The following is a 24,849-nucleotide window of genomic DNA, read 5'->3' as shown; positions in this document are numbered from 1 at the left end:
AGTCCTGGAGGTTTACTTCTGCGCGGCAGCGAGCGATTCCTGCGCCGCTTCAACAATCGCTGCAGTGGTGAAGCCAAATTTCTCAAAGAGTTCGCCCGCAGGAGCAGAGGCGCCGTAGTGCTCGATGGAAATGGTCCGGCCGAAAGAACCGGTGTACTTGTGCCACGGCATAGCGATGCCGGCTTCGATGGACACGCGGGCCTGTACTTCGCTAGGCAGCACGGATTCGCGGTATGCGTCATCCTGCTCATCAAACCACTCAAGGCACGGTGCGGAGACAACGCGGGCGGCTGTTCCAGCGGCCTCCAGTTCTTTAGCGGCGGCGACGGCAAGCTGCACCTCAGAACCGGTAGCGAGGAGGATCACGTCTGGCGTTTCCTTGGACTCTTCCACCAGAACATAAGCGCCGCGGCGCACGCCATCATGTGCCTTTTCCTTGGTGCCTTCCAGTACCGGCAGTCCCTGGCGGCTCAGTGCCAGGCCCTTTGGTGCGGCCTTGTACTCGAGCGCTGCGGCCCAAGCCTGAGCGGTTTCGTTGGCATCGGCCGGGCGAATAACGGACAGGTTCGGGATTGCGCGAAGGGCAGAAAGGGTCTCTACCGGCTGGTGGGTTGGGCCATCCTCGCCCAAGCCGATGGAGTCGTGGGTCCAGACATAGTAGGTATCGGTAGACATCAACGAGCCCAGGCGGACAGCCGGGTACTGGTACTCGGAGAAAATAAGGAAGGTGCCGCCGTAAACGCGGGTATTGCCGTGCAGAGCAATACCGTTCATGATCGCAGACATCGCGTGCTCGCGAATGCCGAAGTGGAGGTTGCGGCCATACGGCTGAGCCGACCACATATCGGTGGTAATGGCTGCGGGGCCGAAGGAGTCCGCGCCCTTAATCACGGTGTTATTGGAACCGGCAAGGTCAGCAGAGCCACCCCACATCTCAGGAAGGGAAGCGGCCAAGGCTTGGATGGTGGCCTCAGAAGCCTTGCGGGTGGCCAAGGACTCACCCGGTTCCCACACCGGCAATTCAGCGTCGAAATCTTGCGGCAATTCGCGCGCCTGCATGCGGTCAAAGAGTGCCTTGTTCTCCGGATTAGCTGCAGCCCATTCGTCGAACTTCTTCTGCCACGCGGCGTGCTTCTCGGCGCCGCGCTCGCGCAGCTTGCGGGTGTGTGCGATGACCTCGTCGTCGATGTGGAAGCTGCGCTCCGGATCGAAGCCCAAGACCTCCTTGGTGGCAGCAACTTCGTCATCGCCCAGTGCAGCGCCATGAACGCCGCCGGTATTCATCTTATTCGGGGCCGGGTAGCCGATGACGGTCTTCACGCGGATGAAGGACGGGCGCTCGGTCTCTGCCTGTGCGGCCTTGACCGCCTCCTCAATGGCTACGACGTCTTCGCCGGATTCGACCGTTTGGACGTGCCAGCCGTAGGCCTCGTAGCGGGCGACCACGTTTTCGTTGAAAGCAATATTCGTATCGTCCTCAATAGAGATGCGGTTATCGTCCCAGAAGACAATCAAGTTGCCGAGCTTTTGCGTACCCGCCAGGGAAGAAGCCTCAGCGGTAACGCCCTCCTGCAGGTCACCATCGGAAGCGATGGTGTAGACGTAGTGGTCGAAAGGAGACTCGCCGGCCGGTGCCTTAGGATCGAAAAGGCCGCGCTCCTTCCGTGCGGCCATGGCCATGCCCACGGAGGAAGCAAGGCCTTGGCCAAGGGGTCCGGTGGTGATTTCCACGCCATCGGTGTGGTGCACCTCAGGGTGGCCGGGCGTGCGCGATCCCCATGTGCGCAGCTGCTTGAGGTCGTCCATCTCCAAGCCAAAGCCGCCCAGGTAGAGCTGGATGTACTGGGTGAGGGAGGAGTGACCAACCGAAAGAACAAACCGGTCGCGGCCGGCCCAGTGCACATCGGCGGGATCATGGTTAATGACGCGCTGATACAAGGTGTAGGCGAGGGGAGCGAGGGACATTGCCGTGCCTGGGTGGCCGGAACCGCATTTTTGTACAGCATCTGCGGCTAGTACTCGCACGGTGTCGACGGCGCGGGTGTCAAACTCCGACCAATCCTCCGGGTAACGGCGCTCGACCATAGTTTGGAGTTCTGGGGACAACTTATCTTTCGACACTGGAAAGCCTCGCTTACGTCTAGGCAAAAAGTACTTAACTTTATTCAGTCTAGTAATTTTTTAACCGGCGGTGCGCAATTATAGAAAGCTAGGCATAAACGGTATGCTGGCATGGCTAAGTGGAGTGCGCGTAGGCGCTAGAGCGCGCACTGAATCTAGCGGCCATAGGTCTGTAGTCTTTCGCCCCGGCGCCGAAAACTGTGAGTGAGAGAACTGGAACTTTTTCACGGGCATGTGCGACCGCTAGGGGTGACCGCGCGCAGTAAGTGCGCGGGGCACAGTTCACCAACGTTCAGATAGTGGAGGAATCCCTTGGAGACCATCAAGGCCTATTTTGCGCTAACGAAACCGAGGATCATTGAACTCCTCCTCGTGGCCGCAATCCCGGCGATGCTCCAAGCGCAACGCGGCGTGGAGGCCGTTTCAGACAATATCTGGCTTATCGTGTCGACCATTTTCGGCGGTTGGATGGGCGCTGCCGCTGCCCACACGTTTAATAACGTCGTGGACTACGAGCTGGATCAAAAAATGCAGCGCACGAGGGCCCGACCGCTGGTAAGGGCCAAGATTGCCAAGCGTAATGCAGCAATTTTTGCCTGGGTAATGCTCATCATCTCCGTGCTGTGGTTGGGCGTCCTTGCCCATTCCTGGCTGGCGGCCTTCTTCGTGGTTTTGACGAACTTCTTCTACGTCTTCGTCTACACCAAGTTTTTGAAGATGCGCAATGCCCAAAATATCGTCTGGGGCGGTTTGGCAGGCTGCATGCCGGCGATGGTCGGCTGGGCGGTTATCCGGGATAACGCTCCTGCTGGAGAGCCTGACCGCTGGTGGCAGGCAATCGTGCTCTTCCTCATCATCTTCTTCTGGACTCCGCCACACACGTGGGCGCTGGCCATGAAGTACAAGGAAGACTACCGCAAGGCCGGCGTGCCGATGCTGCCCGTAGTGGCTGATGAGAAGGAAGTCACTCGACAGATCGTGTGGTATACCGTGGGCACGGTTATCGTGACCCTACTTATCGTCCCCGCTGCCTCGTGGATCTACTTGGTCGCAGCGCTTGCCTCCGGAGCGGTATTCCTGTGGATGGCTATCCGCCTGCATAAAGGAGTCAAGAACGGCGCCAAGGTTAAGCCGATGCGCCTGTTCATTTACTCAAATAACTATCTGTCGGTGCTCTTTATCGGGTTGTCCATCGACGCAGTATTGGGCTGGGAGCCACTAGGCCGGATGCTCGGCTGGTCGGCCACGTTATTTTAACTGTGTCCAAATACCTAGGATAGGAACCAGAAAGCGCGGGAAGGCAAGGCAAATGCTTTCCTGCGCTTTTGGTGTTTGTGGGTGGGTTTAGGCTTTATCGCCAGCTTGGACGCGCAGCACGATCGAACCGGTAGTCTTGCGCTCCTGGAGATCGCGGTGGGCCGCAGCGGCATCTTCCAGTGGGTAGGAGGCCGTGACGTTGAAGCTCAGATCGCCGTCGATAACAGCTTGAACGACCGCCTGGGCACGCATTTGGAACTCGCCTTCTTGGGCTGTCCATGCGCCGAGGGAAGGCCGGGTAAGGAAGATGGACCCATGCTTGTTCAGCAGTTGGGGGTCGATAGGTTCAACCGGACCAGAGGCGGCGCCGAAGAGCGCGACGGTGCCACGGGGGCGCACCGCTTCGAGTGACTCGTGGAAGGTCGCCTTGCCGACGCCGTCATAAACCACGTCGACCCCCTTATCGCCGTTGTAGCGGCGGACCTGCTCGGCGAGTCCATCGCCATAACGGAATACCTTATCCGCACCGGCTGCGTAGGAGAGTTCTTCCTTTTCGTCCGTGGAGACCACCGTATAGACGGTAGCGCCGAGCGACGATGCCATTTGGGTGAGGATCTGGCCGACACCGCCGGCGCCGGCGGTAATCAGGCAGGAAGCGCCTTCACCCAGTTGATAAACGCCATGCGCCAAGTAGTGTGCGGTAATGCCTTGCAGCAGCATGGAAGCAGCGACTTCTGGCTGGAAATCATCCGGGACCGCCACTAGTCCCTCGCGTGGGACGCAGACCTGCTCGGCGTAGGAGCCAAAAGCCTGGTTCCAGGCCACCATCGTGCCCTCGGCAATTTCCCCCTTGGGGTCGTGGACTACGCGTCCGGTGCCTTCGAATCCGGGAATGAACGGGGTGGCCGCGTTATAGATACCCTCACGATAATAGGTATCGATGTAGTTGACGCCAGCCATGATGACGTCCACCAAAACCTCGTCGTCATTAGGGGTGGGGGCGGGTACTTCGGTATAGCGAAGTACTTCTGGTCCGCCGGTTTCTGTGACCTGAATTGCGTGCATATAGCCAGGCTAGCGCAAAAAGCCGGCCGAGTGCAGTACCTCGGCCGGCCGTGAGCGTTATGGGTTAAGCGTTCGCGCGCTCCCGTTCGAGAGAGGCTTGGCGCGCGGCGTACTTTTCATCGCCGCTGGGAGAGCCGGTGATGAGATCTGCGGTGCCGTCGGTGCGGCGTACACCGTGCGCCCACAGCAGGGCGGTATACGCGGTGACGAAGGAGGAGAGCGCAATGTGGAAAGGGACAGTCCAGCGCGGAATGCTCATGTAGAACTGGTAAACGCCTACTGCCCACTGAATGAGGATGCATACAACGAGGACCCAGCCAGCCTTCTTGGCATCTTGTGGCGCCCGGTTCTTGTAAAGCAGGAAGACGGTAACAACCGTTAGCGTCAGGTAGACGTACATGCACATGGCGTGGGTGACGGCCATGGCTTCGGTATCTACCTGCAGGCGGCCTTCCATTCCCACCCCGGAATCGCCAGAGTGAACGCCCGAACCGGTAACCATCGTGCCGGTGATGAGCACAATGCTCAGGGCAACGGTAGCGACCGCTGCAAGGAGGCGGATCGCCTGAGGGAAGCGAGCGCGCGGCGTCCCGTCATCGGGTTCCAGAATGCGGGAATAAAGCATTGCCGCCAGCCATACCAAGAGCATGGAAGGCAGGAAGTGCAGAGCCACGGACCACCAGCGAAGGTCCAGATGGACAGAAATGCCGCCAATGACCGCCTGCAGGACGATGCCGGCGACGTTGAGCCATGCGTACACCTTGAGCTCTGCGCGGCGACGCGCCATACGCATAGCAATGACAGCGGCGACTGCCGCTGCGGATACGACGAAAGTAAGCAGGCGGTTACCAAACTCGATGGCCTGGTGGAGAGCAGGCGCGGCGCCTTCCATAGGGACAAGGGAGCCTGGTTGGCATTCCGGCCAGGTGGGACAGCCCAATCCCGAGCCGGTCACGCGGACAATGGAACCAGACACGGTGATGCCACCCTGGCACAAGAGGAGGATGAGCGCGATGAGGCGCTGCTGTTGCAGTGTAGGGGCGGCTTCCTTAAAGAAGCGCTTGATCTTCGTCCAGTAATTCACGCATTGCATCCTACTAGTCGGGAGATTTTGGGCATAAAAATTCCTCTCGTTTCGAAAGGAACCGGACAAAAGTCACATTTAGCCATCGAAGCGGAACCAACGGACCGCAGCGAACGACGCCACCGCTAGCCACGCCAACAAGGATAGGAGCTCGAGGCCGGGAAAGGTGGAATTAGAGGCGTCGGTAAGCGCGCCTGCTAGGGCGACGGTCGGCACCGCGTTGAGGATGCCATTATCGCCAAGGCCCTGGGAGTAGAGGGTCCAGCCGACTACGCCGAGGAGCAGAAACCAGATGAGGTTGGCCAGCGCGAGCACTACCTCAGAACTGAGGGTGCCGCCGAGCAACAGCCCCATGGCGGTAAAAGCCGCAACGCCAAAAAATAGCGAAAGAATCATGAGCAGCACCCCGCCCAGGCTGATGCGGAGGCCCAGAATATAGGCCGCTATACCCAGGACGAGGATTTGGAATACCACCATGGTGAGTACGCCGAGGATCTTGCCGCCAATAATGGCCCAAGCCGGCACGCCGGACGCGCCAGTGCGTTTAAGGGCCCCGTAGCGCCGGTCAAAGGCAAGTGAAATGGCCTGACCGGTAAAGCCTGCGGAGGTGGCCGCTACTGCAAGTACCATGGGAAATACCTCGTGCAAGCCATGTCCGGTGAGCGACTCCAGGTGGGCCGCGCCTATGAGCAGGGCCAGCGGAATGATGACGCTGAGCAATTGCTGCTCGCCGTGGCGCAGCATGAGTTTTGCTTCCATCTTTCCTTGCGCAAGCAACATGGCGCCGGCGCTGGCCCGTTTAGGGGCCGGGGTAAAGGTTCCAGTGTTAAAGGTAGTGCTCATGTGGTGGCTTCTTTCCGCAACGCGGTTGACTGAATTCGATCTTGGCGGAGGGCGCAGCTAGCTGCGCAAATGGCGGCCGGTAAGGTCAAGGAAGACCTCCTCCAAGTTGCGGTGGGCTGCGTCTAAGCGCCGCAGCAGGACTCCTTGGCGGGCAAGTTCGGCGCTCAGCGCGGCAATCGTCTCGGGCGTGCCGGCCTGGGTCAAGCGGTAATGCAGCGGCCGGGATTTGGTTGCTTGAATGCCAGCCTTGGCTAAAGCCTTCACGTCAACGTCGATATCGGTGCTGAAACTAAGGCCTGCCGAGTCTGACTGCGCGGTAAGTTCCGCGGGGGTGCCGTGGGCTACGAGCTCGCCATGATCCATGATGGCCACTCGGTCCGCTAGTGACTCCGCTTCATCCATGAGGTGGGTGGTAAGAACAATGGTGACGCCATCGTGCCTTAGGGCTCGAACAAGGTCCCAGACCGCCAAACGGGATTGTGCATCCATGCCAGCGGTGGGCTCATCGAGGAAAACTAGCTCGGGCCGACCGATGATTGCTAGGGCGAGGGAAAGCCGTTGCTGCTGCCCGCCGGAGAGTCTGCGATAGGGGGTGCGGGCTACTCCTTCCAGCCCGAGCGTTTCCAGTAGCCAATGCGGGGAGAGGGGATGGGCACTGTAGCTCGCGGAAAGTTCTAGCATTTCCAGAACACGGATGCCGGAGTAGGAACCACCACCCTGCAACATGATGCCGACCTTTTCGCGCACCTTGTCCGGTGCGGAACTCGGGTCTAGCCCGAGGACGTCGATCGTGCCGCTGGTGGGGTGGATAAAACCCTCTGACATCTCAATCGTCGTGGACTTTCCGGCGCCATTAGGGCCAAGGAGGCAAAAGACCTCACCTGTGGCAACGCTAAGGCTTAGACCATTAACGGCGGTGGTGGAGCCATATTTTTTCACCACGTTGTCCACGGTGAGGGCTGGGCGATCGGCTGAAATGGAATTCACGTGGGATTAGTTTAGGACACGGATTCCGCTGCGCCGCACTGCAACCCACCACAGGGTGGCGATGACTGCGAAAGTGCAGGCTGCCGACACATAGATGACGATGATGGTGCTGGGCGGTAACCCGAGCCCGCGTGGCAGCACAAAGAAGCTCATAGCTGCCGAATAAGCCACGACGCAGAACCGGAAGATAAGCCGGTTGGCCCATGCAGCCAAAGGCAGTACCGCCCACAGGATGTACCACGGATGGACCACGGGAAAGAAGATAACCAGCACTAAGGAGGCGGTGCCGAGTCCTCCCACAGGGTGGATGCGGCCGCGCAACGTTGCAAAGAGCATGCGGGCCATGAAAGCTACTGCCACCAGCACACCAAAGGTACGGGTTACGGTGAGAATAGCTTCGGTGTGGTCACCTAGGCCCAGTAGCATTCCGATAAAGCCGGTACCCACGCCTACGGCGGTGGAGGTAGAAAGCCACGAGCGGATGGAGGCCGCCCCGCCTTGTCCTGTGATCCACCCCAGGCCAATGCCGGTCAGGGCGCTAATAAGGGCGATGGTTGCAATTAAAATGACTAGCTGCAGAGCAATGGCGTAGGCCAAGGCCTTCCAGCGTGATGCACGCTCCTTGTCTATCAGGTGGCGGGCATATGCCATCCCTACAAAGCCCAGCCCGATAAAGCCGGTAACCTTGACCATTCCGGCGCAGGACAGGAAAACTCCAGAAGCAATGAGTGCTAGGTAGGCGCTGCGCGTGGACTTTTCTAGCTTGTCGACGCCCCGCAGGCCCAGCTCCATACCCACCAAGAGCAGGCCCAGCATGATGGATTCATTATGGATTCCGCCCACCAGGTGCAAGATGGTCAGTGGGTTGAGAATGCCGAGCCACAGGGCAGATTCTGGAGATACCCGGCAGCGCCGCGCGAGACAGCTGATTGCCCACCCAGCAACCATGATGCCGGCGATGGATAAGAGCCGGTGGGCGATTACTCCCAAGAGGATGGAATTAGAGGTAACTGCGCTCACCACTCCAGCGAGCCCGAGTGCTACGGGGCCATAAGGGGAGGGGGAGTTGGCCCAGATAAACGGTACGGATCGGGCGAGCTCATCACCCGCGCCAAGCAATTGCACCGGTCCTGCAGAATAGGGATCCATGCCTTGCATCACGATGGAACCGTTGGCCAAGTAGGAGTAGATGTCCTGGGTAAAGAGCGGGGCGGTAAAAATCAGCGGGATGACCCAGCCGGCCCACGTGCGCCACAGTTGGTGGGTGGTCACGAGCCGGCGGGCGCGCGTTGGGGTGAGCGAACCTTCCTGGGGTTGGCGCAGCGGAGTGCCCACAAAAGGGGCAAGGAACACCCAGGCGGCCACCAACAGCCCTACTCCCACCATGACTATGGCAGAAGAGGTCTGCAGCATGCGGGACATGAGGGAGCCAAAAGGCACGTTGTCATAAGGGTTTCCCACTACTGGGAGGGCACCGGCGCCCAACGCGCCGAAGGCGATAAGCAGGGATCCAACTGTGCCCACCCAGCGCAGGATAAAAAATGTCCGCCACTGTGCGGTGGTGGTGCGCTTTAGGCCATCTTCTTTGGCGGGGACAAAATCAAAACGAGAATCAGGCTCCGCGGCTCCGGTGTCCTCGGCGTGTAGTCGCGCAGACCGAGAACCAGCGGTGCCCAGCTGCGGCAGCTCGGCCTTGACGCCGGAAAGGAAGCCGCGGAATTTGCCTGTCATGGGTTAAGACCTTACGCGAATCCTCCGCCCCAACCCCAGCAGGCCCGCCCTTTTAACGCGCGCAGCACCGCCAGTTGTGGCGATGAGGGGAGTTAGCCACCCCCGTGCCACGCCGAAGAAAGGCCAATGGTGGCATTCCGGAATGAATTAAGGAACACTAGTGTTGTCTAATAAAGGAGGCGCAGTTGGACTGCGGCGCGACTCTCGGAATTACGGGAGCCGGCTGCAGGGCGGCTGTAAGTGAGCGAAGCACGAAGGGAGGTCCCGGCATGAGCACACCTCAGCGCGTAGAAACTACGCACAAGGCGGCTAAGGAATCCCGCACTACGGATGGCGATACCCGCCGGCAAGTGATGCTGTTGCTGCTGAAGGACGGGCCCGTTACCGCTTCCCACTTGGGTGAACGCCTTGGCCTTTCTGCTGCCGGAATCCGCCGGCACTTAGACAATTTGGTGGAAGAGGAATTGACGGAGGTTGTGCGCCGCCGCCCAGTTACCCGCGGTTCAGCGGGTAGCGGCTCTGGTCGCGGGCGACCAGCCAAACATTTCCGCCTCACCGATCGTGGCCGAGCGCAATTCGGCCACGCCTACGATGATTTGGCCTCTGATGCCTTGACGGCGCTTCGCGACGTCGGCGGGTCTGAGGCCGTTAAGCGCTTTGCTAAGGTCCGCTTCGAGCGACTCGTTGCAGATGTGCGCCCCCTCGTAGAAGAGGGCGAATCTGTAGAGGATGTGGCCCGTAAGCTGGCCGAGGTCTTGGACGAGCACGGGTATGCCGCCACGGTGGACCGCGCTGGTCAGGGAGTGCAAATCTGTCAGCATCATTGTCCGGTCTCCCATGTGGCGGCCGAGCACCCAGAGCTGTGTGAGGCGGAACAAGAAGTCTTTTCTGCTCTATTAGGCAAACACGTACAGCCTTTGGCCTCCATCGCCGGAGGCCACGGGATCTGTACCACAAACATCCCCTTGACACCCGTTAATACAAATACTGAAAGGAGCGAGTCATGACCCAGGCACAATCGGCACCCGAGAACAAGATGACCGATGATGAAATCATTGATTCCATTGGTGCATATGAGTACGGCTGGCACGACTCGGACGCGGCTGGTGCTTCTGCTCGCCGCGGCTTGAACGAAGATGTAGTTCGCGATATTTCCGCCAAGAAGGGCGAGCCGGAATGGATGCTTAACCAGCGCCTGAAGGCACTGAACATCTTTGATAAGAAGCCCGTTCCCACCTGGGGTGCGGATTTGTCTGGCATCGACTTCGACCAGATTAAGTACTACGTGAAGTCCACTGAGGAGCAGGCCCAGACCTGGGACGAACTCCCTGACGATATCAAGGCCACCTACGATAAGTTGGGCATTCCAGAGGCTGAGAAGCAGCGCCTCGTTGCCGGTGTGGCCGCCCAGTACGAGTCTGAGGTTGTCTACCACCAGATCCGTGAGGACCTGGAAAGCCAGGGTGTCATCTTCGTCGATACTGACACCGCGTTGCGCGACTACCCTGAGCTTTTCAAGGAATACTTCGGCACCGTTATCCCAGCCGGTGACAATAAGTTCTCCGCGCTGAACTCCGCAGTGTGGTCCGGTGGTTCCTTTATCTACGTGCCCAAGGGCGTGCATGTAGATATTCCGCTGCAGGCTTACTTCCGCATCAACACGGAAAACATGGGCCAGTTTGAGCGCACCCTCATCATCGTCGACGAGGACGCTTATGTTCACTACGTCGAGGGCTGTACCGCTCCTATCTACAAGTCTGATTCCCTGCACTCCGCGGTAGTAGAGATCATCGTGAAGAAGGGCGGCCGCTGCCGCTACACCACCATTCAGAACTGGTCCAGCAACGTCTACAACTTGGTGACCAAGCGCACCAAGGTAGAAGAAGGCGGCACCATGGAATGGGTCGACGGCAACATCGGCTCCAAGGTCACCATGAAGTACCCAGCCGTATGGATGACCGGTCCTTACGCCAAGGGTGAGGTTCTTTCCGTTGCTTTTGCTGGTGAGAACCAGTTCCAGGACACGGGCGCCAAGATGACTCACATGGCCCCGCACACTTCTTCCAATATCGTGTCCAAGTCGGTTGCCCGTGCCGGCGGCCGCGCCGCGTACCGCGGCTTGGTGCAGGTTAATCAGAACGCGCACCATTCCACCTCTAACGTCGAGTGCGACGCGTTGCTGGTGGACAATATCTCGCGTTCGGATACATACCCGTATAACGACATCCGCAATGACCACGTCACGCTGGGCCATGAGGCAACCGTTTCCCAGGTTTCTGAGGAGCAGCTGTTCTACCTGATGTCCCGCGGTATTGCGGAAGAAGAAGCAATGGCGATGATCGTGCGTGGCTTCGTTGAGCCGATTGCTAAGGAGCTGCCGATGGAGTACGCCCTCGAGCTCAACCGCCTCATCGAACTGCAAATGGAAGGATCGGTCGGCTAAAGAAAATGGTCGCTTCGAACGAATTCAATCCGGATAAGATCACCAAGGGTGACGTCTTTACCTCCACCAACGTGGAGGACTTCCCGGTGCCGCACGGCCGCGATGAGGTGTGGCGCTTTGTCTCCCTGCGCAAGCTCCGTGGACTCCACAATGGCGAGTTCGCTGAGGCAGTGGCACAGGACGTCACCGTGAGCGAACATCCAGGCGTAAGCTCCGAGACCGTCGCTCGCGATGACGAGCGCTTGGGCCGCGTTGGTACCCCGTCTGACCGCGTCGCGGCACAGGCGTGGACTTCTATGCCTGAGGGCCAGGTTGTCACCATTGACGCTGAGGCTCAGGTGGAAGAGCCCGTGGTCATTACCTACACCGGCAAGGGCGAGGGCGTAACTTCCTTTGGCGCTACCTCCATCGAGGTAGGCCACCACGCGGAAGCCACCGTCATCCTGAAGTACGTCGGCTCTGGCACCCACGCAGATAACGTCGAGTTCATCGTGGGCGATGGCGCTCACCTGACCGTCGTCGTTGACGTTGATTGGGAAGACGATGCCGTACACCTGTCTAACCACGTGGCACTGCTCGGCCGCGATTCTGTGCTGCGCCACAACTCCGCCATCTTTGGCGGCGAGGTGGTACGCATCGTGCCTCGCGTGAACTTCACCGAGCAAGGCGGCGACGCAGAGCTGCTGGGCGTCTACTTCGCTGATGAAGGCCAGTACTTTGAAAACCGCATGTTGGTGGATCACTCCGTCCCTAATTGCCGCTCCCACGTCCTTTATAAGGGCGCACTGCAGGGCACCAAGGACAATGAGGCCCGCACCTGCTGGGTAGGCGATGTCCTTATCCGCTCCAATGCACAGGGCACCGATACCTACGAGACCAACAACAACCTGATCCTGACTGAGGGCGCTCGCGCGGACGCAATCCCTAACCTGGAGATTGAGACCGGTGAAATTACCGGTGCAGGCCACGCGGCCACCGTTGGTCGCTTCGATGACATCGAGTTGTTCTACCTGATGTCTCGCGGCATTCCAGAGGCTGAAGCCCGCCGCCTCATCATCCGTGGCTTCTTCAATGAGGTCATCCACCGCATCCCGGTGCAGTCCCTGTCCGAGGAATTGGAAAACCGCATTTCCGAAGAACTGGAAAAGATCTCCGCCTAAATCTTTCATAGAAGGAAAACCACACACATTATGTCTACTCTGGAAATTAAGAACCTCCACGCCCAGGTGCTGCCGACGGAAGAAGGCGGCGAGCCGAAGGAAATCCTCAAGGGCGTTAACCTGACCATCAACTCCGGCGAGATCCACGCCATCATGGGCCCGAACGGTTCCGGCAAGTCCACCTTGTCCTACACCATCGCCGGCCACCCAAAGTATGAGGTCACCGAGGGCGAGGTGCTTCTCGACGGCGAAAATCTGCTGGAGATGCCCGTCGACGAGCGCGCTCGCGCCGGCCTCTTCCTGGCGATGCAGTACCCAACTGAAGTACCGGGCGTAAAGGTCTCTCAGTTCATGCGCTCCGCAGTCACCTCCATTCGTGGCGAGGCACCGAAGCTGCGCGAATGGAACAAGGAGCTTACCCAGGCCCGCGAGAACTTGAAGATTGATAAGTCCTTCATCTCCCGCTCCGTAAACGAAGGCTTCTCCGGCGGTGAGAAGAAGCGCCACGAGGTCATGCAGCTGGATATCCTGAAGCCGAAGTTCGCAGTCATGGACGAGACCGACTCCGGCCTGGACGTTGACGCTCTGCGCATCGTGTCTGAGGGCATCAATAGCTACCAGAAGGAAACCAATGGTGGCATCTTGATGATTACCCACTACAAGCGCATCCTGAACTATGTGAAGCCGGACTTCGTCCATGTCTTCGCTGACGGCCACGTCATCAAGACCGGTGGCGCTGAATTGGCGGACCAGCTCGAGTCTGACGGCTACGACCAGTTCCTCAAGTAAGGACCGACCCTCGGCCGGTCAACCGCGACTATCCAAAGAAGATTCATGTCTGGATTTGATGTAAACGCAATTAGGGAACAGTTCCCGATTCTCCAGCGCACGGTGCGTGGCGATAAGCCACTGGTGTATCTGGATTCGGGTGCTACCTCCCAGCGCCCGCTGCCGGTATGGAAGGCGGAAGAGGAGTTTGTGCTGCACACGAACGCCCCTGTTCACCGCGGTTCCTATCAACTGGCAGAAGAGGCCGATGATGCCTACGAGTCCGCGCGCCAAGCTATCGCCGCATTCGTGGGCGCGGACCGCGACGAGATCGCCTTTACCAAAAATGCCACTGAGGCCCTGAACGAAGTTGCCTATGTGCTTGGCGACGAGCGCGCGGGGGACCTCTACGTGGGCGAGGGCGATACCGTTGTCATCACCGAATTGGAGCACCACGCCAACTTGGTGCCGTGGCAGGAGCTGTGTGCTCGCACCGGCGCTACGTTGAAGTGGTATTCCATGACCGAAGACGGCCGTATTGATCTCGATTCGCTCGAGCTCGATGATTCCGTCAAGGTAGTTGCGTTTACTCACCAATCCAATGTCACGGGTGCCGTGGCGGACGTGGATGAACTGGTGCGCCGTGCTCGCGCGGTGGACGCCATGGTTGTCCTCGACGCCTGCCAGTCGGTGCCACACATGGCGGTTGATTTCCATGCTTTGGACGTGGATTTCGCGGCCTTTTCCGGCCACAAGATGTGTGGCCCCAGCGGCGTTGGTGTGCTGTACGGCAAGGATGAGCTGCTCAAGAAGCTGCCACCTTTCCTGACCGGTGGCTCCATGATTGAGATCGTCAAGATGGAAGAGACCACCTTTGCCGAGCCGCCGACGCGCTTTGAGGCGGGCACGCAGATGACCAGCCAGGTGGTTGGCCTTGGAGCCGCGGTGAAGTTCTTGGAAGAAGTGGGCATGGACAATATCCACGCGCACGAAAAGAAGCTCACCGAGCGCGCATTGCGCCAGCTCAAGGAAATCCCGGGTCTGCGCATCATCGGTCCAGAGACCACCGAAAATCGCGGTGGCGCCATTTCCTTCACTGTGGAAGGCGTTCACCCGCACGACTTGGGCCAGGTCCTCGATGACCACGGTGTGTCCATTCGCGTTGGCCACCACTGTGCGTGGCCACTGCACCGTGCCTGCGGCGCACAGTCCACCGCCCGCGCTAGCTTCTACCTATATAACACCGAGGAAGAAGTAGATAAGCTGGTGGACGCAATCAAGGCTGCCCGCGAATTCTTTGGAGTTGCCTCATGAACCTAGATTCCATGTACCAGGACGTCATCCTGGATCACTATAAGAACCCCCAACACGCCGGCCTGAGGGAGCCATATCAGGCCGAGGTTCACCACGTGAACCCGTCCTGCGGCGATGAGCTCACCCTGCGCGTGCGCCTTTCGGACGACGGCAAGACCGTCGAGGACGTCTCCTATGACGCGGAAGGCTGCTCCATTTCGCAGGCTTCTACCTCGGTTATGGCTGAAGAGATCGTTGGACTGCCGCTTGCGGAAGCCAACGAGAAGCTGGCCGAGTTTGAAAAGATGATTACCTCTCGTGGCCAAGAAGAGGGCGATGAAGACCTCATCGGTGACGGCGTTGCCTTCGCCGGCGTGTCCCAGTACCCAGCGCGCGTCAAGTGTGCGCTCCTCGGATGGAAGGCCTTCCAGGCTGCATCCGCCGATGCACTAACTGAAGTGGAGAACTAGATGACGGAACCCGTAGATCCTTATCAGAACGAGAACTCTTCATTCTCCGGCAGCGGCGAGCGCCCGGAGCAGACCGAAGAGCAGATCTCTAAGGCCTTTGACGTCACCGAATTCATGCGCGATGTCATCGACCCCGAGCTCGGCATTAACGTCGTCGACCTGGGTCTTGTCTATGACCTCTGGTTTGAAGAGGATAATGGCAAGGAAATCGTCATGATCAATATGACGCTGACCTCGCCGGCGTGCCCGCTGACCGATGTCATTGCAGAGCAGGTGGAAGACATCGTCAAGGCCAATAAGCTGGCTGATGCTGTCCGTATCAACTGGGTATGGATGCCGCCATGGGGCCCGCAGATGATTACTGAGGAGGGCCGCGAGCAGCTTCAGGCCCTCGGTTTCGCGGTTTAAAATCGCGTATTAATCACACGCCCCCAACAGCGCATTTCTCGGATTCGGGAAGTGACTGTTGGGGGCGTTAGTGCGTCTTAGCGTTGGCCGCGTCAATTGCTAGACTATTTCTTCGTGATTGTAACCAATGATTTCGAAGTCAGGGTAGGAGCGCGCACGCTTCTCGACGCCCCCGGGCAGCACCTGCGCGTGCAGCCCGGCGACCGCATCGGCCTCATCGGCCGCAACGGCGCGGGCAAGACGACGACCATGCGCATCTTGGCAGGGGAGACGGAGCCTTATGGTGGTTCTGTGACTCGCTCGGGCCCCATTGGTTATCTGCCCCAGGATTCCCGCGAGGGAAATATCGAGCAAACGGCGCGCGAGCGCGTTCTCTCCGCACGCGGCCTGGATGATCTTAAGCGCCGCATGGCGAAGCAACAAGAGCTCATGGAATCGGCCACGGACGATAAGTTCCGGGATAAGGCTATCCGTAAGTATTCCCGCTTAGAGGAGCAATTCGAGTCGCTAGGCGGATATGAAGCCGATTCCGAGTGTGCGCAGATTTGCGATAATTTGGGCCTGCCACAGCGTGTCCTAGATCAGCAGCTCAAGACTCTCTCGGGCGGCCAGCGTCGCCGTGTGGAGCTGGCACAGATCCTCTTTGCGGCTACTGAAGGCTCCGGCAAATCCCAGACCACCCTGCTCCTGGATGAGCCGACTAACCACTTGGATGCGGACTCTATTACGTGGCTGCGCCAATTCCTGTCCAAGCACGAAGGCGGGCTCATTATGATTTCCCACGACGTCGAACTGCTAGAGGCCGTGTGCAATAAGGTGTGGTTCCTTGACGCGGTCCGCGGCGAGGCCGACGTCTACAACATGGGCTATAAGAAGTACCTCGATGCCCGTGCTACCGATGAAGCGCGGCGTCGTCGAGAGCGCGCCAATGCGGAAAAGAAGGCGTCTGCACTGCAAAAGCAGGCGGCCAAGCTCGGTGCCAAGGCAACCAAGGCCGCTGCGGCAAAGCAGATGCTCCACCGTGCTGAACGCATGATGAGCGAGCTCGATGAGGTCCGCGTGGCCGATAAGGTGGCCAATATTAAGTTCCCCGAGCCGGCGCCGTGCGGCAAGACCCCCATGAATGCCAAAGGCCTGACCAAGATGTACGGTTCGCTGGAGGTTTTCGTGGGCGTAGACCTCGCCATCGACAAAGGTTCTAGGGTCGTCGTTCTCGGCTACAACGGTGCAGGTAAGACCACCCTGTTGAAATTGCTGGCCGGCGTGGAACGCACCGATGGTGAAGGTGGCATCGTCAGTGGTCACGGCCTGCGCATCGGCTACTTCGCGCAGGAACATGACACCATCGACCCGGATAAGTCTGTGTGGCAAAACACCATTGATGCTTGTCCTGACGCGGATCAGCAGGAGTTGCGCAGCCTGCTTGGCGCCTTCATGTTCTCCGGTGAGAAGCTGGAGCAGCCTGCGGGTACCCTCTCCGGCGGTGAGAAGACGCGCCTTGCACTGGCCGCCTTGGTCTCCAGCCGCGCGAACGTCCTGTTGCTAGACGAGCCCACCAATAACTTGGACCCAATTTCGCGCGAGCAGGTGCTTGATGCACTGAAAACGTATACGGGCGCCGTGGTGCTGGTGACGCACGATCCGGGTGCGGTTAAGGCCTTGGACCCAGAACGCGTCATCATCATGCCCGATGGTGACGAAGATTTGTGGTCCGATGACTATATGGAAATTGTGGAGCTAGCGTAGGAGCATATGAAGACGCTGCTGGAGAGGATGCCCGCCTGGCGGGAGAAATTTTGGCTTATCCCGGCCGTGGCGGTGGCGACCGCCGCAGTGGGTGCGGAGTTGCTTATTGCGATTGGTAGCACTTTCGATGTGGCAGCCACGCCTTTTTATGATGGCAGCGCTGATAGTGCGCAGGGCATTTTGAGCGCCGTAGCTACGTCCTCGCTGTCATTGGCCGGCACAGTCTTCTTCATCACGCTGACCGCACTATCTGGTGTGGTCACGGTGATGGGACCACGCCTTTTACATGAGTTTTTAAAAGACCGCTCCATCCAATCTACTTTGGCGATCTATCTTGCCACTTTCACCTTCGCGCTGCTGTCCCTCCGCGCGGTGCGCACTGGCGGCGATGGGGAAGAAGAGCACGTTCCTTCATTGAACGTGGCGGTGACGGTTCTGCTGGCCCTCGCGTGCGTGGTGTTCCTTATCTACTTCATTGTGCATATTGCGCAATCGATCAGCATGTCCCACGTGGTTCACGTAGTTGCACAAGACGTAGAGGACCACATGCGCCGACTTATCCAGCGCGGCGAGCAGGAAAAGGAGGCTAAGGCGCCGGGGCCGGAATTTTACGAAGCTGCGGAGAAGCGGCGCAGCAGCGAGACTGGTTACCTTAAATTCGTGGATTATGACGCCATCGCGCAGGCCGCGGCGCAGGAGAACTGCGCGGTGCACCTGGGCGTGGCACCGGGGGACTTGGTGCTGGAAGGAGAGGTCATCGCACACGGCGTGCCGCATTTGCCGGAAGATATTGAGCGTCACATCGTGCTCACGCAGCACCGCGAAAATGCCTCGGCCCACGACCCACGATTTACCGCCCGGCACCTCGCGGAAATCGCCGCCCGCGCTTTGAGCACCGGCGTCAATGATCCCTATACGGTCATAGACATCATTGACCGCTTTACCCAGATTCTTACCGTGATTGGGGATAAGCGGCTGCCGCAGGGCATTGTGCACGTTAACGGCAAGTTTCGCCTCGACTACCAAACGTTCAGCTATGAGGAAATTGTGGAGGCGATGTTCGCGCAGATTCGGCGCGATGCGGCAGATAATGCAGAAATCTACCTCAGCCTGCTGGATAACTTGGCCAAGGTCGTTGCCCTGTTGCGTACTGCTGAGCGCCGGAGCGTGCTTGCCGACGCCGCCCGGGCCATCTACTCAGATGCCCGCCGCCAAGTCGGTGGCGAGGTGGAGCTACAACAGTTGGAGTCTTCCTACCAGCACTTCCAGGCCAACTTAGCCGAATGGGCGGAGTCGGAAAAACCTGGCGAAGAGCACGCCGCGGACTAGGCTGCGGCGCGGTTGCCGCTCTTCTTAGTTGCGGAATCCATGCACTGGGGCAGGGATGAAGCCGCCGCGGTTAATGAATTGCGCATTACCCACGTGATTGACCGGGATCACCGGTGCGTAGCCCAGCAGGCCGCCGAAGCTCACCTCGTCGCCCACCTGGGCGCCAGGAACCGGGATCACGCGTACCGCCGTGGTCTTATGATTCATCACGCCAATGGCGGCCTCGTCAGCAATCATGCCCGAAATCGTCGCGGCCGAGGTATCGCCCGGCAGCGCAATCATGTCAAAGCCCACCGAGCAAATGGCGGTCATGGCCTCCAGCTTGTCCATAGAGATAGAGCCGGACTTAACCGCATCGATCATTCCCTTATCCTCGGAGACGGGGATGAAGGATCCAGACAGACCGCCGACGCGGGAGCAGGCCATCATGCCGCCCTTTTTTACGGCGTCGTTAAGCAGAGCCAAAGCAGCAGTTGTACCGTGCGTGCCCACCTGGTCTAGGCCCATGTGCTCCAAGATGTGCGCAACCGAATCGCCCAATTCGGCGGTGGGGGCAAGCGAGAGGTCGATGATGCCGAAAGGAACGCCCAAGCGCTCCGAGGCCATGGTGCCTACCAGCTGCCCGGCGCGAGTGATCTTGAAAGCAGCCTTCTTCACCTCTTCTGCAACCTGGTCTAAGCTGGCCCCCTCGAGCGAGCCCAAGGCGCGGTCGACTACACCCGGGCCGGAAACGCCCACGGAGACCACGCAATCGGGTTCCTCAATGCCGTGGAAGGCGCCGGCCATAAAAGGATTATCTCCCACGGAGTTAGCAAAGACCACGAGCTTGGCGCACGCAATGGCGGAATCGTCCTTGGTCAGCTCGGCCGCTTCCTTGACGACCTCGCCCATCTTCTTCGCCGCATCCATGTTGATGCCGGCGCGAGAGCTGGCGATATTTACGGAGGAACACACAACGTCCGTAGTAGCCAGCGCCTCCGGAATGGAGCTGATGAGCTTTTGCTCGGCGGTGGTAGCGCCCTTTTCTACCAAGGCGGAATAGCCGCCTACGAAGTTGACGCCTACCTCCTTGGCTGCTTTGTCCAGAGCCTTCGCCGCATCAACGGGGTTTCCCTCTACGCCGGCCACCACCAAAGAGATGGGGGTTACGGAAATACGCTTATTCACAATGGGGATACCGAGCTCGCCTTCGATGCCTTCGCATACCTCGACGAGGCGCCCTGCCTGCTGCGTGACGCGGTCATAGATGGCCTGGCAGGTGGCCTCCATGGTGGAGCGGGTGCATCCGAGGAGGGAGATGCCCATGGTCACGGTGCGGATATCGAGACGATAGTTCTCAATCATCTCGATGGTGTCCAGGATATTGGTGGTATTAAAACGCGTACTCATATTAAATTTCGTTCATGGCGGTGAAGAGGTCTTCGGACTGGATGCGGATGGACTGGTGCTTTTCTTCCGCAACGGGGCGCATGTGCTCCTTGATGGTCTGGATGGAGACCTTGTCCGCATCGAATTCGACGCGCAGGATCATGGTGAAGTATCCGCCCATGAGCGTCTGGGAGACGTCGATGACGTTGATATCGAGTTCTGCAAGGGTAGTGGTCACCGCGGCGATGATGCCGGTGCTATCGGCGCCGGTGACGGTCATAATGGCATACATGCGTGCAATTCTATCTGCTTGCCGGGCGCGCCGCGGTGGTTTGTACGTGCCGGAGTAAGGAGGCCGTCTGCACGCCGGCCGCGCCGTTGTTACCGTGGGGAGATATGACTGATAAGAAGAAGATTCTGTACATCGGTGGACACGGCAAGGTCGGACTGCTGACCGCACCAAAGCTGGTTGAGGCCGGTCATGAGGTCCACTCCCTCATCCGCAACCCAGAGCAAAAGGCCGAGATTGAAAAGCTCGGCGCGACCCCAGTTATGGCGGATATTACTGAACAAACCGTGGATCAGTGGGCAGAGCTTTTCGCCGCTTATGACGCTGTAGTCTGGGGCGCTGGCAATGGCGGCCGCGGTGGGGCAGACCTCACCTGGGCCGTCGACCGCGATGGTGCCCTCGCTACCCTCGACGCCATGGACAAGTTGCAGCAGGAGGGCAAGAATGTGCCTGCCTATGTGATGATCTCTTATGTCGGCTCCCAGGTAGCAACCACGGATCCTGCCGATGAGAAGTGGTATGCCTATGTGGAGTCTAAGAAGGAAGTAGACAACCGCCTTGTACAGGCAAGCTACCCGCACCTCATCCTCAAGCCAGCGATGCTGACCGAAGAACCAGCCAAGGGCATTGAGCAGATTGAGGATAAGATGCTGAAGGAGTCTCTGACTTCTTCCCGCGAGCTGGTTGCGGACGTCATCGTCGAGGTCCTTGGCCGCGAAAACCTGCCGGAATCCCCGCTCGCCTTCGTTGATGGCGACAATCCGGTGAGCTCCATCAAGTAAGACGCTAGACTGGCTGGCATTATGACTGCTATGCCACCAGCTGTACTTATTGATTGCGATCCCGGCATCGATGATTGCCTCGCCCTTATGTACTTGGCCGGCCTGCATCATGCCGGTGAGATCGAGCTGGTAGGCGTTACCACCACGGCCGGCAATGTCGAGGTCCATCAGACCGCGGCTAATGCCCGCTGGATTTTGGAGCTGTGCTCGCTTGCCGACGTCCCCGTAGCCCCCGGCCTACCCCAACCCCTCAAGGTGGATCTCACCACCACCCCTGAGACCCATGGCCCGACAGGGCTGGGCTACGCACATGCCCCCGCTGCCGCCGCCAAGCTGCAACAGCGCGATTGGCAGCAGGTATGGGAAGAAGCATTAGCCACCCACGACGATCTGCAGCTGATCGTTTCCGGGCCGGTCACCAACCTTGCTGCGTTCGAAGCAACCCATAGCGAAGCTGCCGCGCGCTTCGGCGCCATCACCATCATGGGCGGTGCGGTCAATTACCGCGGAAACACCACGCCAACTGCCGAGTGGAACTTTTGCGTGGATCCACACGCCGCCGCCCAACATTTTCATTCAACCGCCCCTCGCGTTCCCACCACGCTGTGTTCCCTCGAAGTAACGGAACAGTTTCTCATCACCCCGCAGCGCCTAGACGAGGTCCTAGAATTGTTGGGGGAGCACCCCACGGCACAAATCCTGCCGGACGTGCTGCGCTTTTATTTTGAATTCCACCAAGCACAAGGGGAGGGATATCAAGCTCAAATCCATGACCTCTTGACCTGCATGATTGCACTCGGACGCATCAATTTTGACGCGATAGAAACCACCGTGGACGTCGAGGCGGAATCGCCACTGCTGCGTGGCACGAGCGTTGCAGATTTGCGCAACCATTGGGGCCGCGCCCACAACGCGCGTTTGGTAACAAGCGCAGATATAGAGGCCGCACACCACGAATGCGCGCGGGGATTGACGCTATTGGCTTCGCATTAGTGGCTTTTAACACGCAGAACCTCTACTATTATCCGCGGCGCACGCGCCGTGCGAGCTCGCTTTCCGAGGTGACATAGGAACGCAGCACCATCCGCGGTCGTCGTTTACTTTGCCCATTTTTCTGTATATGGATTTGGACTTTTACTGTGTCACAGCTTTCTCCCACCCCCGCCCGCAAGGCTATGGTCATCGCGGGTGCTCTCATTGTCGCCGCAACCTGGATTTATCTGGTTCTTCTGCGTCCTACTGATTGGGAATCCGTTGCCGGCTCAACCGAGGCGCTCATTACCCTCGCCGGATACCTCGTTGGCGCCGCGCTCCTTCTAGCCGGCACCGTTCCGGCTCTACCGGCACGAACCATCGCCATTATCCCGGTAGCGCTAGTACTCAATATTGTTGTCGGCGAAATCATCGGTTCTATCGGCGTCCCGCTGTATATCGACTCCGTGGGAACAATCCTGGTAGCCGCGCTCGCGGGACCCATCGCCGGATTGGCTACCGGTACATTGTCCTCCGTCGTATGGGGGTTGTTGAACCCTGCCGCCCTGCCCTTCGCCGCCGTGTCCGCCGCCACGGGGTTCCTCTCTGGACTGGTAATCAAGAAGGGTGCTTTCACTAAGGTGTGGTGGGTCATTCTCAGCGGCGCCATCATCGGCATCATTTCCGGCATGCTCGCCGCACCAGTGGCTGCCTTTGTTTATGGCGGTACCGCAGGTCTTGGTACGGGCGCGGTTGTTTCGCTGTTCCGAGAACTGGGCAATTCCCTCATCGCCTCGGTTACGCTGCAGTCCTTTATTTCGGATCCCCTGGATAAGGCACTGGTCTTCCTCATTGTCTGGGCAGCGGTCAAGGCATTGCCGCAGCGCACCCGAGAATCTCTCCAGCCACGTTAATGCACGGCCTTCATCCCGCCACCGTTATCACCATCGCGGCCTGCGGTTGGGTCCTTACTTTGGCGCTGAATACCCCGGTGGCGTCGGCAAGCGTAGTGCTCATCGCCCTAACCTGCGGTACTGCCGCTACCCGCAACGCTTCCGTGATTTTGACAACTATGGCGCTAAGCGCCCCAGCGGCCCTTTCCATGCTGGTCATTCACGCCCCCTACGGTGATGACCCAGTGCTGCCGCTGCTAACTAGCGACGGCCTGGTTCTCGCCGCCACCCTCACCCTCCGATTCTGCGCCCTCATGGCTTGCTTCATCGCGGCCATGGCAGCACTGCGCATTGCTGATATCGCCAAGTGGCTGCAAGTGTCGCGCGCTGGCCACAAGGTTGCGTATATCGTTGGAGCCTCGCTGCAAACCCTGCCCCAAGGTGCGCACGCTTGGCGTTGCGTGCGTGACGCAAACCAGCTCGCCGGCATCACCGTGACCTGGCGCAATTCCATCTCGCGCGTCATTATTCCCGTCATCGCTCGCCTCCTTACCCAAGGAACCCAACGTGGCCAGGCCCTCGCCGCCGTCGGATTCGACCAAGAAGGGCAACGCAGCCTATTGCGCCCCGTAGCCGATTCCATGGTCTCCCGCGTCTTACGCTTCGTCATTCCGCTAGTAGCCCTTGCGGTGGTGATTGCTACATGGATATAGCCCGCATTAAGCCCAGTCCTGGGGCCATATATCAAGTACTTGTCGATCCTGACAAAGCCGTAGAAGACGTTGCCGTGCACCTAGCGGAGCACCTATCTACCCAAGCCATCATCGGCACGGATGCCTCAGCACAAATTAGCTTCCTGCGGGAAACCTGCATCGAAGAAGTGGTTTTAGGCCTCGAAAATGCTGGCGTGCCTGCCCCTGAAATGCAGCGGCGCGGGGAGCGAATGCTTCGCGCCGTGGGCCTGTCTGACTACCGTGAACACGATCCAACGCAGCTATCCGGTGGCCAAACACGCAGGCTTGCGGCTGCCTGTGTCGCCATTCGCGAGCCAGAAGTCATGATTGTGTGCGAGCCCGCAGCCGGGCTTGATGCTGACTCGCGCACGCAAGTGGTTCGCCTCTTGCAGTCGATGCCGGAGACTTGCGTCATTTCCGTTTCTAGTTCCTCCTGGCCAGATTTGGGTGGCGACATCATCGGAACAGACCCACTCGTAGCGGCCCTTGACTTACCACGGGTTTCTGCGAGCACTCGGACTGGGAGCATAGGTCCGTTAACGGCTCGCCGGGGTGCGGCAAAGAAAAAATGGTGGCACTTTTCTCAGCCCAGTGGCACGTCCTTCAGCGTCGGACCGGTGGAAATCCCCATCGCGGAATCCAAGGTTACGTGGCTGCGCGGCGATAATGGCAGTGGAAAGACCACGCTCCTGCGCGCCGCGGCTGGGCTCGATGGCGCCGGAGCTGTCCCGAATCCACCCGCTCTTGCCCTGCAATCGCCGTTTGATCAGGCAGTATTCCCAACGGTGGAGGAATTCGTCCCCAATGACACCGTGCGCAACCTGCTGGGACTAAACCCCGCAGACCATCCTCTCGATCTATCATCGTCTCGCCTGCGGCTTGCGCAGATTGCCCACGTGATCGGACAGCAGCGACCGGTGGTCCTGCTCGACGAACCAGACACCTTGCTTTCAGCTGCCGACCGCTGGCTCATGCACCAACTGATCCACCACGCACTGCAGTCCGGCAGCGCCCTGGTGGTTACCTGCCACGATCCTAAGTTTGTGGCTGAAATAGAAACCTATGCTGAAGTAACGGAAAAGACACTGCCGGCGCAGCATCTATAA

At 59.1% G+C, this 24,849-nt stretch carries 23 protein-coding genes; 15 read left to right on the top strand and 8 right to left on the bottom strand.

Translation table 11 applies throughout. The features are described 5' to 3' along the window. Positions 1-12 precede the first annotated feature (12 nt). Positions 13-2,085 (bottom strand): transketolase, encoded by a 2,073-nt coding sequence (gene tkt / locus RAE09_RS00615; protein ID WP_316980877.1) that lies wholly within the window; start codon positions 2,083-2,085, stop codon positions 13-15. Between the two features lie 348 nt (positions 2,086-2,433). Between tkt and RAE09_RS00610 the strand changes: the two genes are divergently transcribed. Further along, positions 2,434-3,378, top strand: a complete 945-nt coding sequence (locus RAE09_RS00610; protein ID WP_316980696.1) for a heme o synthase — start codon at positions 2,434-2,436, stop codon at positions 3,376-3,378. 87 nt (positions 3,379-3,465) lie between these two features. Here RAE09_RS00610 and RAE09_RS00605 read toward each other — a convergent pair whose 3' ends face one another. The 5 genes from RAE09_RS00605 to mptB form a co-directional block, all read right to left on the bottom strand. Continuing rightward, positions 3,466-4,443, bottom strand: a complete 978-nt coding sequence (locus tag RAE09_RS00605) for a quinone oxidoreductase family protein (RefSeq protein ID WP_316980695.1) — start codon at positions 4,441-4,443, stop codon at positions 3,466-3,468. A 64-nt stretch (positions 4,444-4,507) separates the two neighbouring features. Further along, positions 4,508-5,536: a COX15/CtaA family protein gene (locus tag RAE09_RS00600; protein WP_034668402.1), complete on the bottom strand. Its 1,029-nt coding sequence runs from the start codon at positions 5,534-5,536 to the stop codon at positions 4,508-4,510. 69 nt (positions 5,537-5,605) lie between these two features. Then, on the bottom strand, positions 5,606-6,370 hold the full coding sequence (locus RAE09_RS00595) for an ABC transporter permease (RefSeq protein ID WP_200435645.1): 765 nt from the start codon (positions 6,368-6,370) through the stop codon (positions 5,606-5,608). Positions 6,371-6,427: 57 nt separating this feature from the next. Next, positions 6,428-7,357, bottom strand: coding sequence for an ABC transporter ATP-binding protein (locus RAE09_RS00590; protein WP_316980694.1), 930 nt, complete (start codon positions 7,355-7,357; stop codon positions 6,428-6,430). A 6-nt stretch (positions 7,358-7,363) separates the two neighbouring features. Continuing rightward, the gene (gene mptB, locus RAE09_RS00585; protein ID WP_302257751.1) at positions 7,364-9,088 is read right to left on the bottom strand and encodes a polyprenol phosphomannose-dependent alpha 1,6 mannosyltransferase MptB; all 1,725 of its coding nucleotides are present in this window, start codon (positions 9,086-9,088) and stop codon (positions 7,364-7,366) included. Between the two features lie 269 nt (positions 9,089-9,357). On the opposite strand from mptB, the gene RAE09_RS00580 reads away from it, so the two are divergent. From RAE09_RS00580 to RAE09_RS00540, 9 genes are all read left to right on the top strand, one after another. Next, positions 9,358-10,095, top strand: coding sequence for a helix-turn-helix transcriptional regulator (locus RAE09_RS00580; protein ID WP_005324839.1), 738 nt, complete (start codon positions 9,358-9,360; stop codon positions 10,093-10,095). Then, positions 10,092-11,531: a Fe-S cluster assembly protein SufB gene (gene sufB / locus RAE09_RS00575; protein WP_275431205.1), complete on the top strand. Its 1,440-nt coding sequence runs from the start codon at positions 10,092-10,094 to the stop codon at positions 11,529-11,531. The genes RAE09_RS00580 and sufB overlap by 4 nt, the downstream gene beginning before the upstream one ends. A gap of 5 nt (positions 11,532-11,536) precedes the next feature. Further along, on the top strand, positions 11,537-12,691 hold the full coding sequence (sufD, locus tag RAE09_RS00570; protein ID WP_316980693.1) for a Fe-S cluster assembly protein SufD: 1,155 nt from the start codon (positions 11,537-11,539) through the stop codon (positions 12,689-12,691). Positions 12,692-12,721: 30 nt separating this feature from the next. After that, positions 12,722-13,480 carry a Fe-S cluster assembly ATPase SufC gene (gene sufC, locus RAE09_RS00565; protein WP_005324834.1) on the top strand — a complete coding sequence of 253 codons (759 nt, stop codon included), beginning with the start codon at positions 12,722-12,724 and terminating at the stop codon, positions 13,478-13,480. A 45-nt stretch (positions 13,481-13,525) separates the two neighbouring features. After that, positions 13,526-14,773, top strand: a complete 1,248-nt coding sequence (locus RAE09_RS00560) for a cysteine desulfurase (protein WP_005324833.1) — start codon at positions 13,526-13,528, stop codon at positions 14,771-14,773. After that, complete coding sequence (sufU, locus tag RAE09_RS00555) at positions 14,770-15,222, top strand: Fe-S cluster assembly sulfur transfer protein SufU (protein WP_005324831.1); 453 nt, start codon at positions 14,770-14,772, stop codon at positions 15,220-15,222. The genes RAE09_RS00560 and sufU overlap by 4 nt, the downstream gene beginning before the upstream one ends. Beyond that, entirely contained in the window at positions 15,223-15,630 is a 408-nt protein-coding gene (locus tag RAE09_RS00550; protein WP_005324830.1) for a metal-sulfur cluster assembly factor, read from the top strand. 114 nt (positions 15,631-15,744) lie between these two features. Then, on the top strand, positions 15,745-17,376 hold the full coding sequence (locus tag RAE09_RS00545) for an ABC-F family ATP-binding cassette domain-containing protein (RefSeq protein WP_239277722.1): 1,632 nt from the start codon (positions 15,745-15,747) through the stop codon (positions 17,374-17,376). Positions 17,377-17,382: 6 nt separating this feature from the next. Further along, positions 17,383-18,705, top strand: a complete 1,323-nt coding sequence (locus tag RAE09_RS00540; RefSeq protein ID WP_316980692.1) for a DUF2254 domain-containing protein — start codon at positions 17,383-17,385, stop codon at positions 18,703-18,705. Between the two features lie 24 nt (positions 18,706-18,729). Here RAE09_RS00540 and RAE09_RS00535 read toward each other — a convergent pair whose 3' ends face one another. Together RAE09_RS00535 and RAE09_RS00530 are read right to left on the bottom strand one after the other, a co-directional pair. Next, entirely contained in the window at positions 18,730-20,094 is a 1,365-nt protein-coding gene (locus RAE09_RS00535) for a PFL family protein (RefSeq protein ID WP_302257741.1), read from the bottom strand. Position 20,095: 1 nt separating this feature from the next. Beyond that, positions 20,096-20,365, bottom strand: a complete 270-nt coding sequence (locus RAE09_RS00530) for an ACT domain-containing protein (RefSeq protein ID WP_302257740.1) — start codon at positions 20,363-20,365, stop codon at positions 20,096-20,098. A 104-nt stretch (positions 20,366-20,469) separates the two neighbouring features. On the opposite strand from RAE09_RS00530, the gene RAE09_RS00525 reads away from it, so the two are divergent. The 5 genes from RAE09_RS00525 to RAE09_RS00505 all read left to right on the top strand — a co-directional run bounded on the left by RAE09_RS00525 (position 20,470) and on the right by RAE09_RS00505 (position 24,849). Further along, positions 20,470-21,144 carry an NAD(P)H-binding protein gene (locus RAE09_RS00525; RefSeq protein ID WP_302257738.1) on the top strand — a complete coding sequence of 225 codons (675 nt, stop codon included), beginning with the start codon at positions 20,470-20,472 and terminating at the stop codon, positions 21,142-21,144. A gap of 21 nt (positions 21,145-21,165) precedes the next feature. Then, positions 21,166-22,137, top strand: a complete 972-nt coding sequence (locus tag RAE09_RS00520) for a nucleoside hydrolase (protein WP_302257736.1) — start codon at positions 21,166-21,168, stop codon at positions 22,135-22,137. A gap of 182 nt (positions 22,138-22,319) precedes the next feature. Further along, positions 22,320-23,030: an ECF transporter S component gene (locus RAE09_RS00515; RefSeq protein WP_204611436.1), complete on the top strand. Its 711-nt coding sequence runs from the start codon at positions 22,320-22,322 to the stop codon at positions 23,028-23,030. Next, complete coding sequence (locus RAE09_RS00510) at positions 23,030-23,722, top strand: energy-coupling factor transporter transmembrane component T family protein (RefSeq protein WP_302257734.1); 693 nt, start codon at positions 23,030-23,032, stop codon at positions 23,720-23,722. Before RAE09_RS00515 ends, RAE09_RS00510 begins: the two co-directional genes overlap by 1 nt. Continuing rightward, positions 23,713-24,849, top strand: a complete 1,137-nt coding sequence (locus RAE09_RS00505; protein ID WP_302257732.1) for an ATP-binding cassette domain-containing protein — start codon at positions 23,713-23,715, stop codon at positions 24,847-24,849. The genes RAE09_RS00510 and RAE09_RS00505 overlap by 10 nt, the downstream gene beginning before the upstream one ends.

This window comes from Corynebacterium tuberculostearicum, from assembly GCF_032821615.1.
GTDB lineage: Bacteria > Actinomycetota > Actinomycetes > Mycobacteriales > Mycobacteriaceae > Corynebacterium > Corynebacterium tuberculostearicum_H.
Note: the sequence above shows the minus strand (reverse complement) of the source record. Positions and strands in the feature narration are given on the sequence as shown.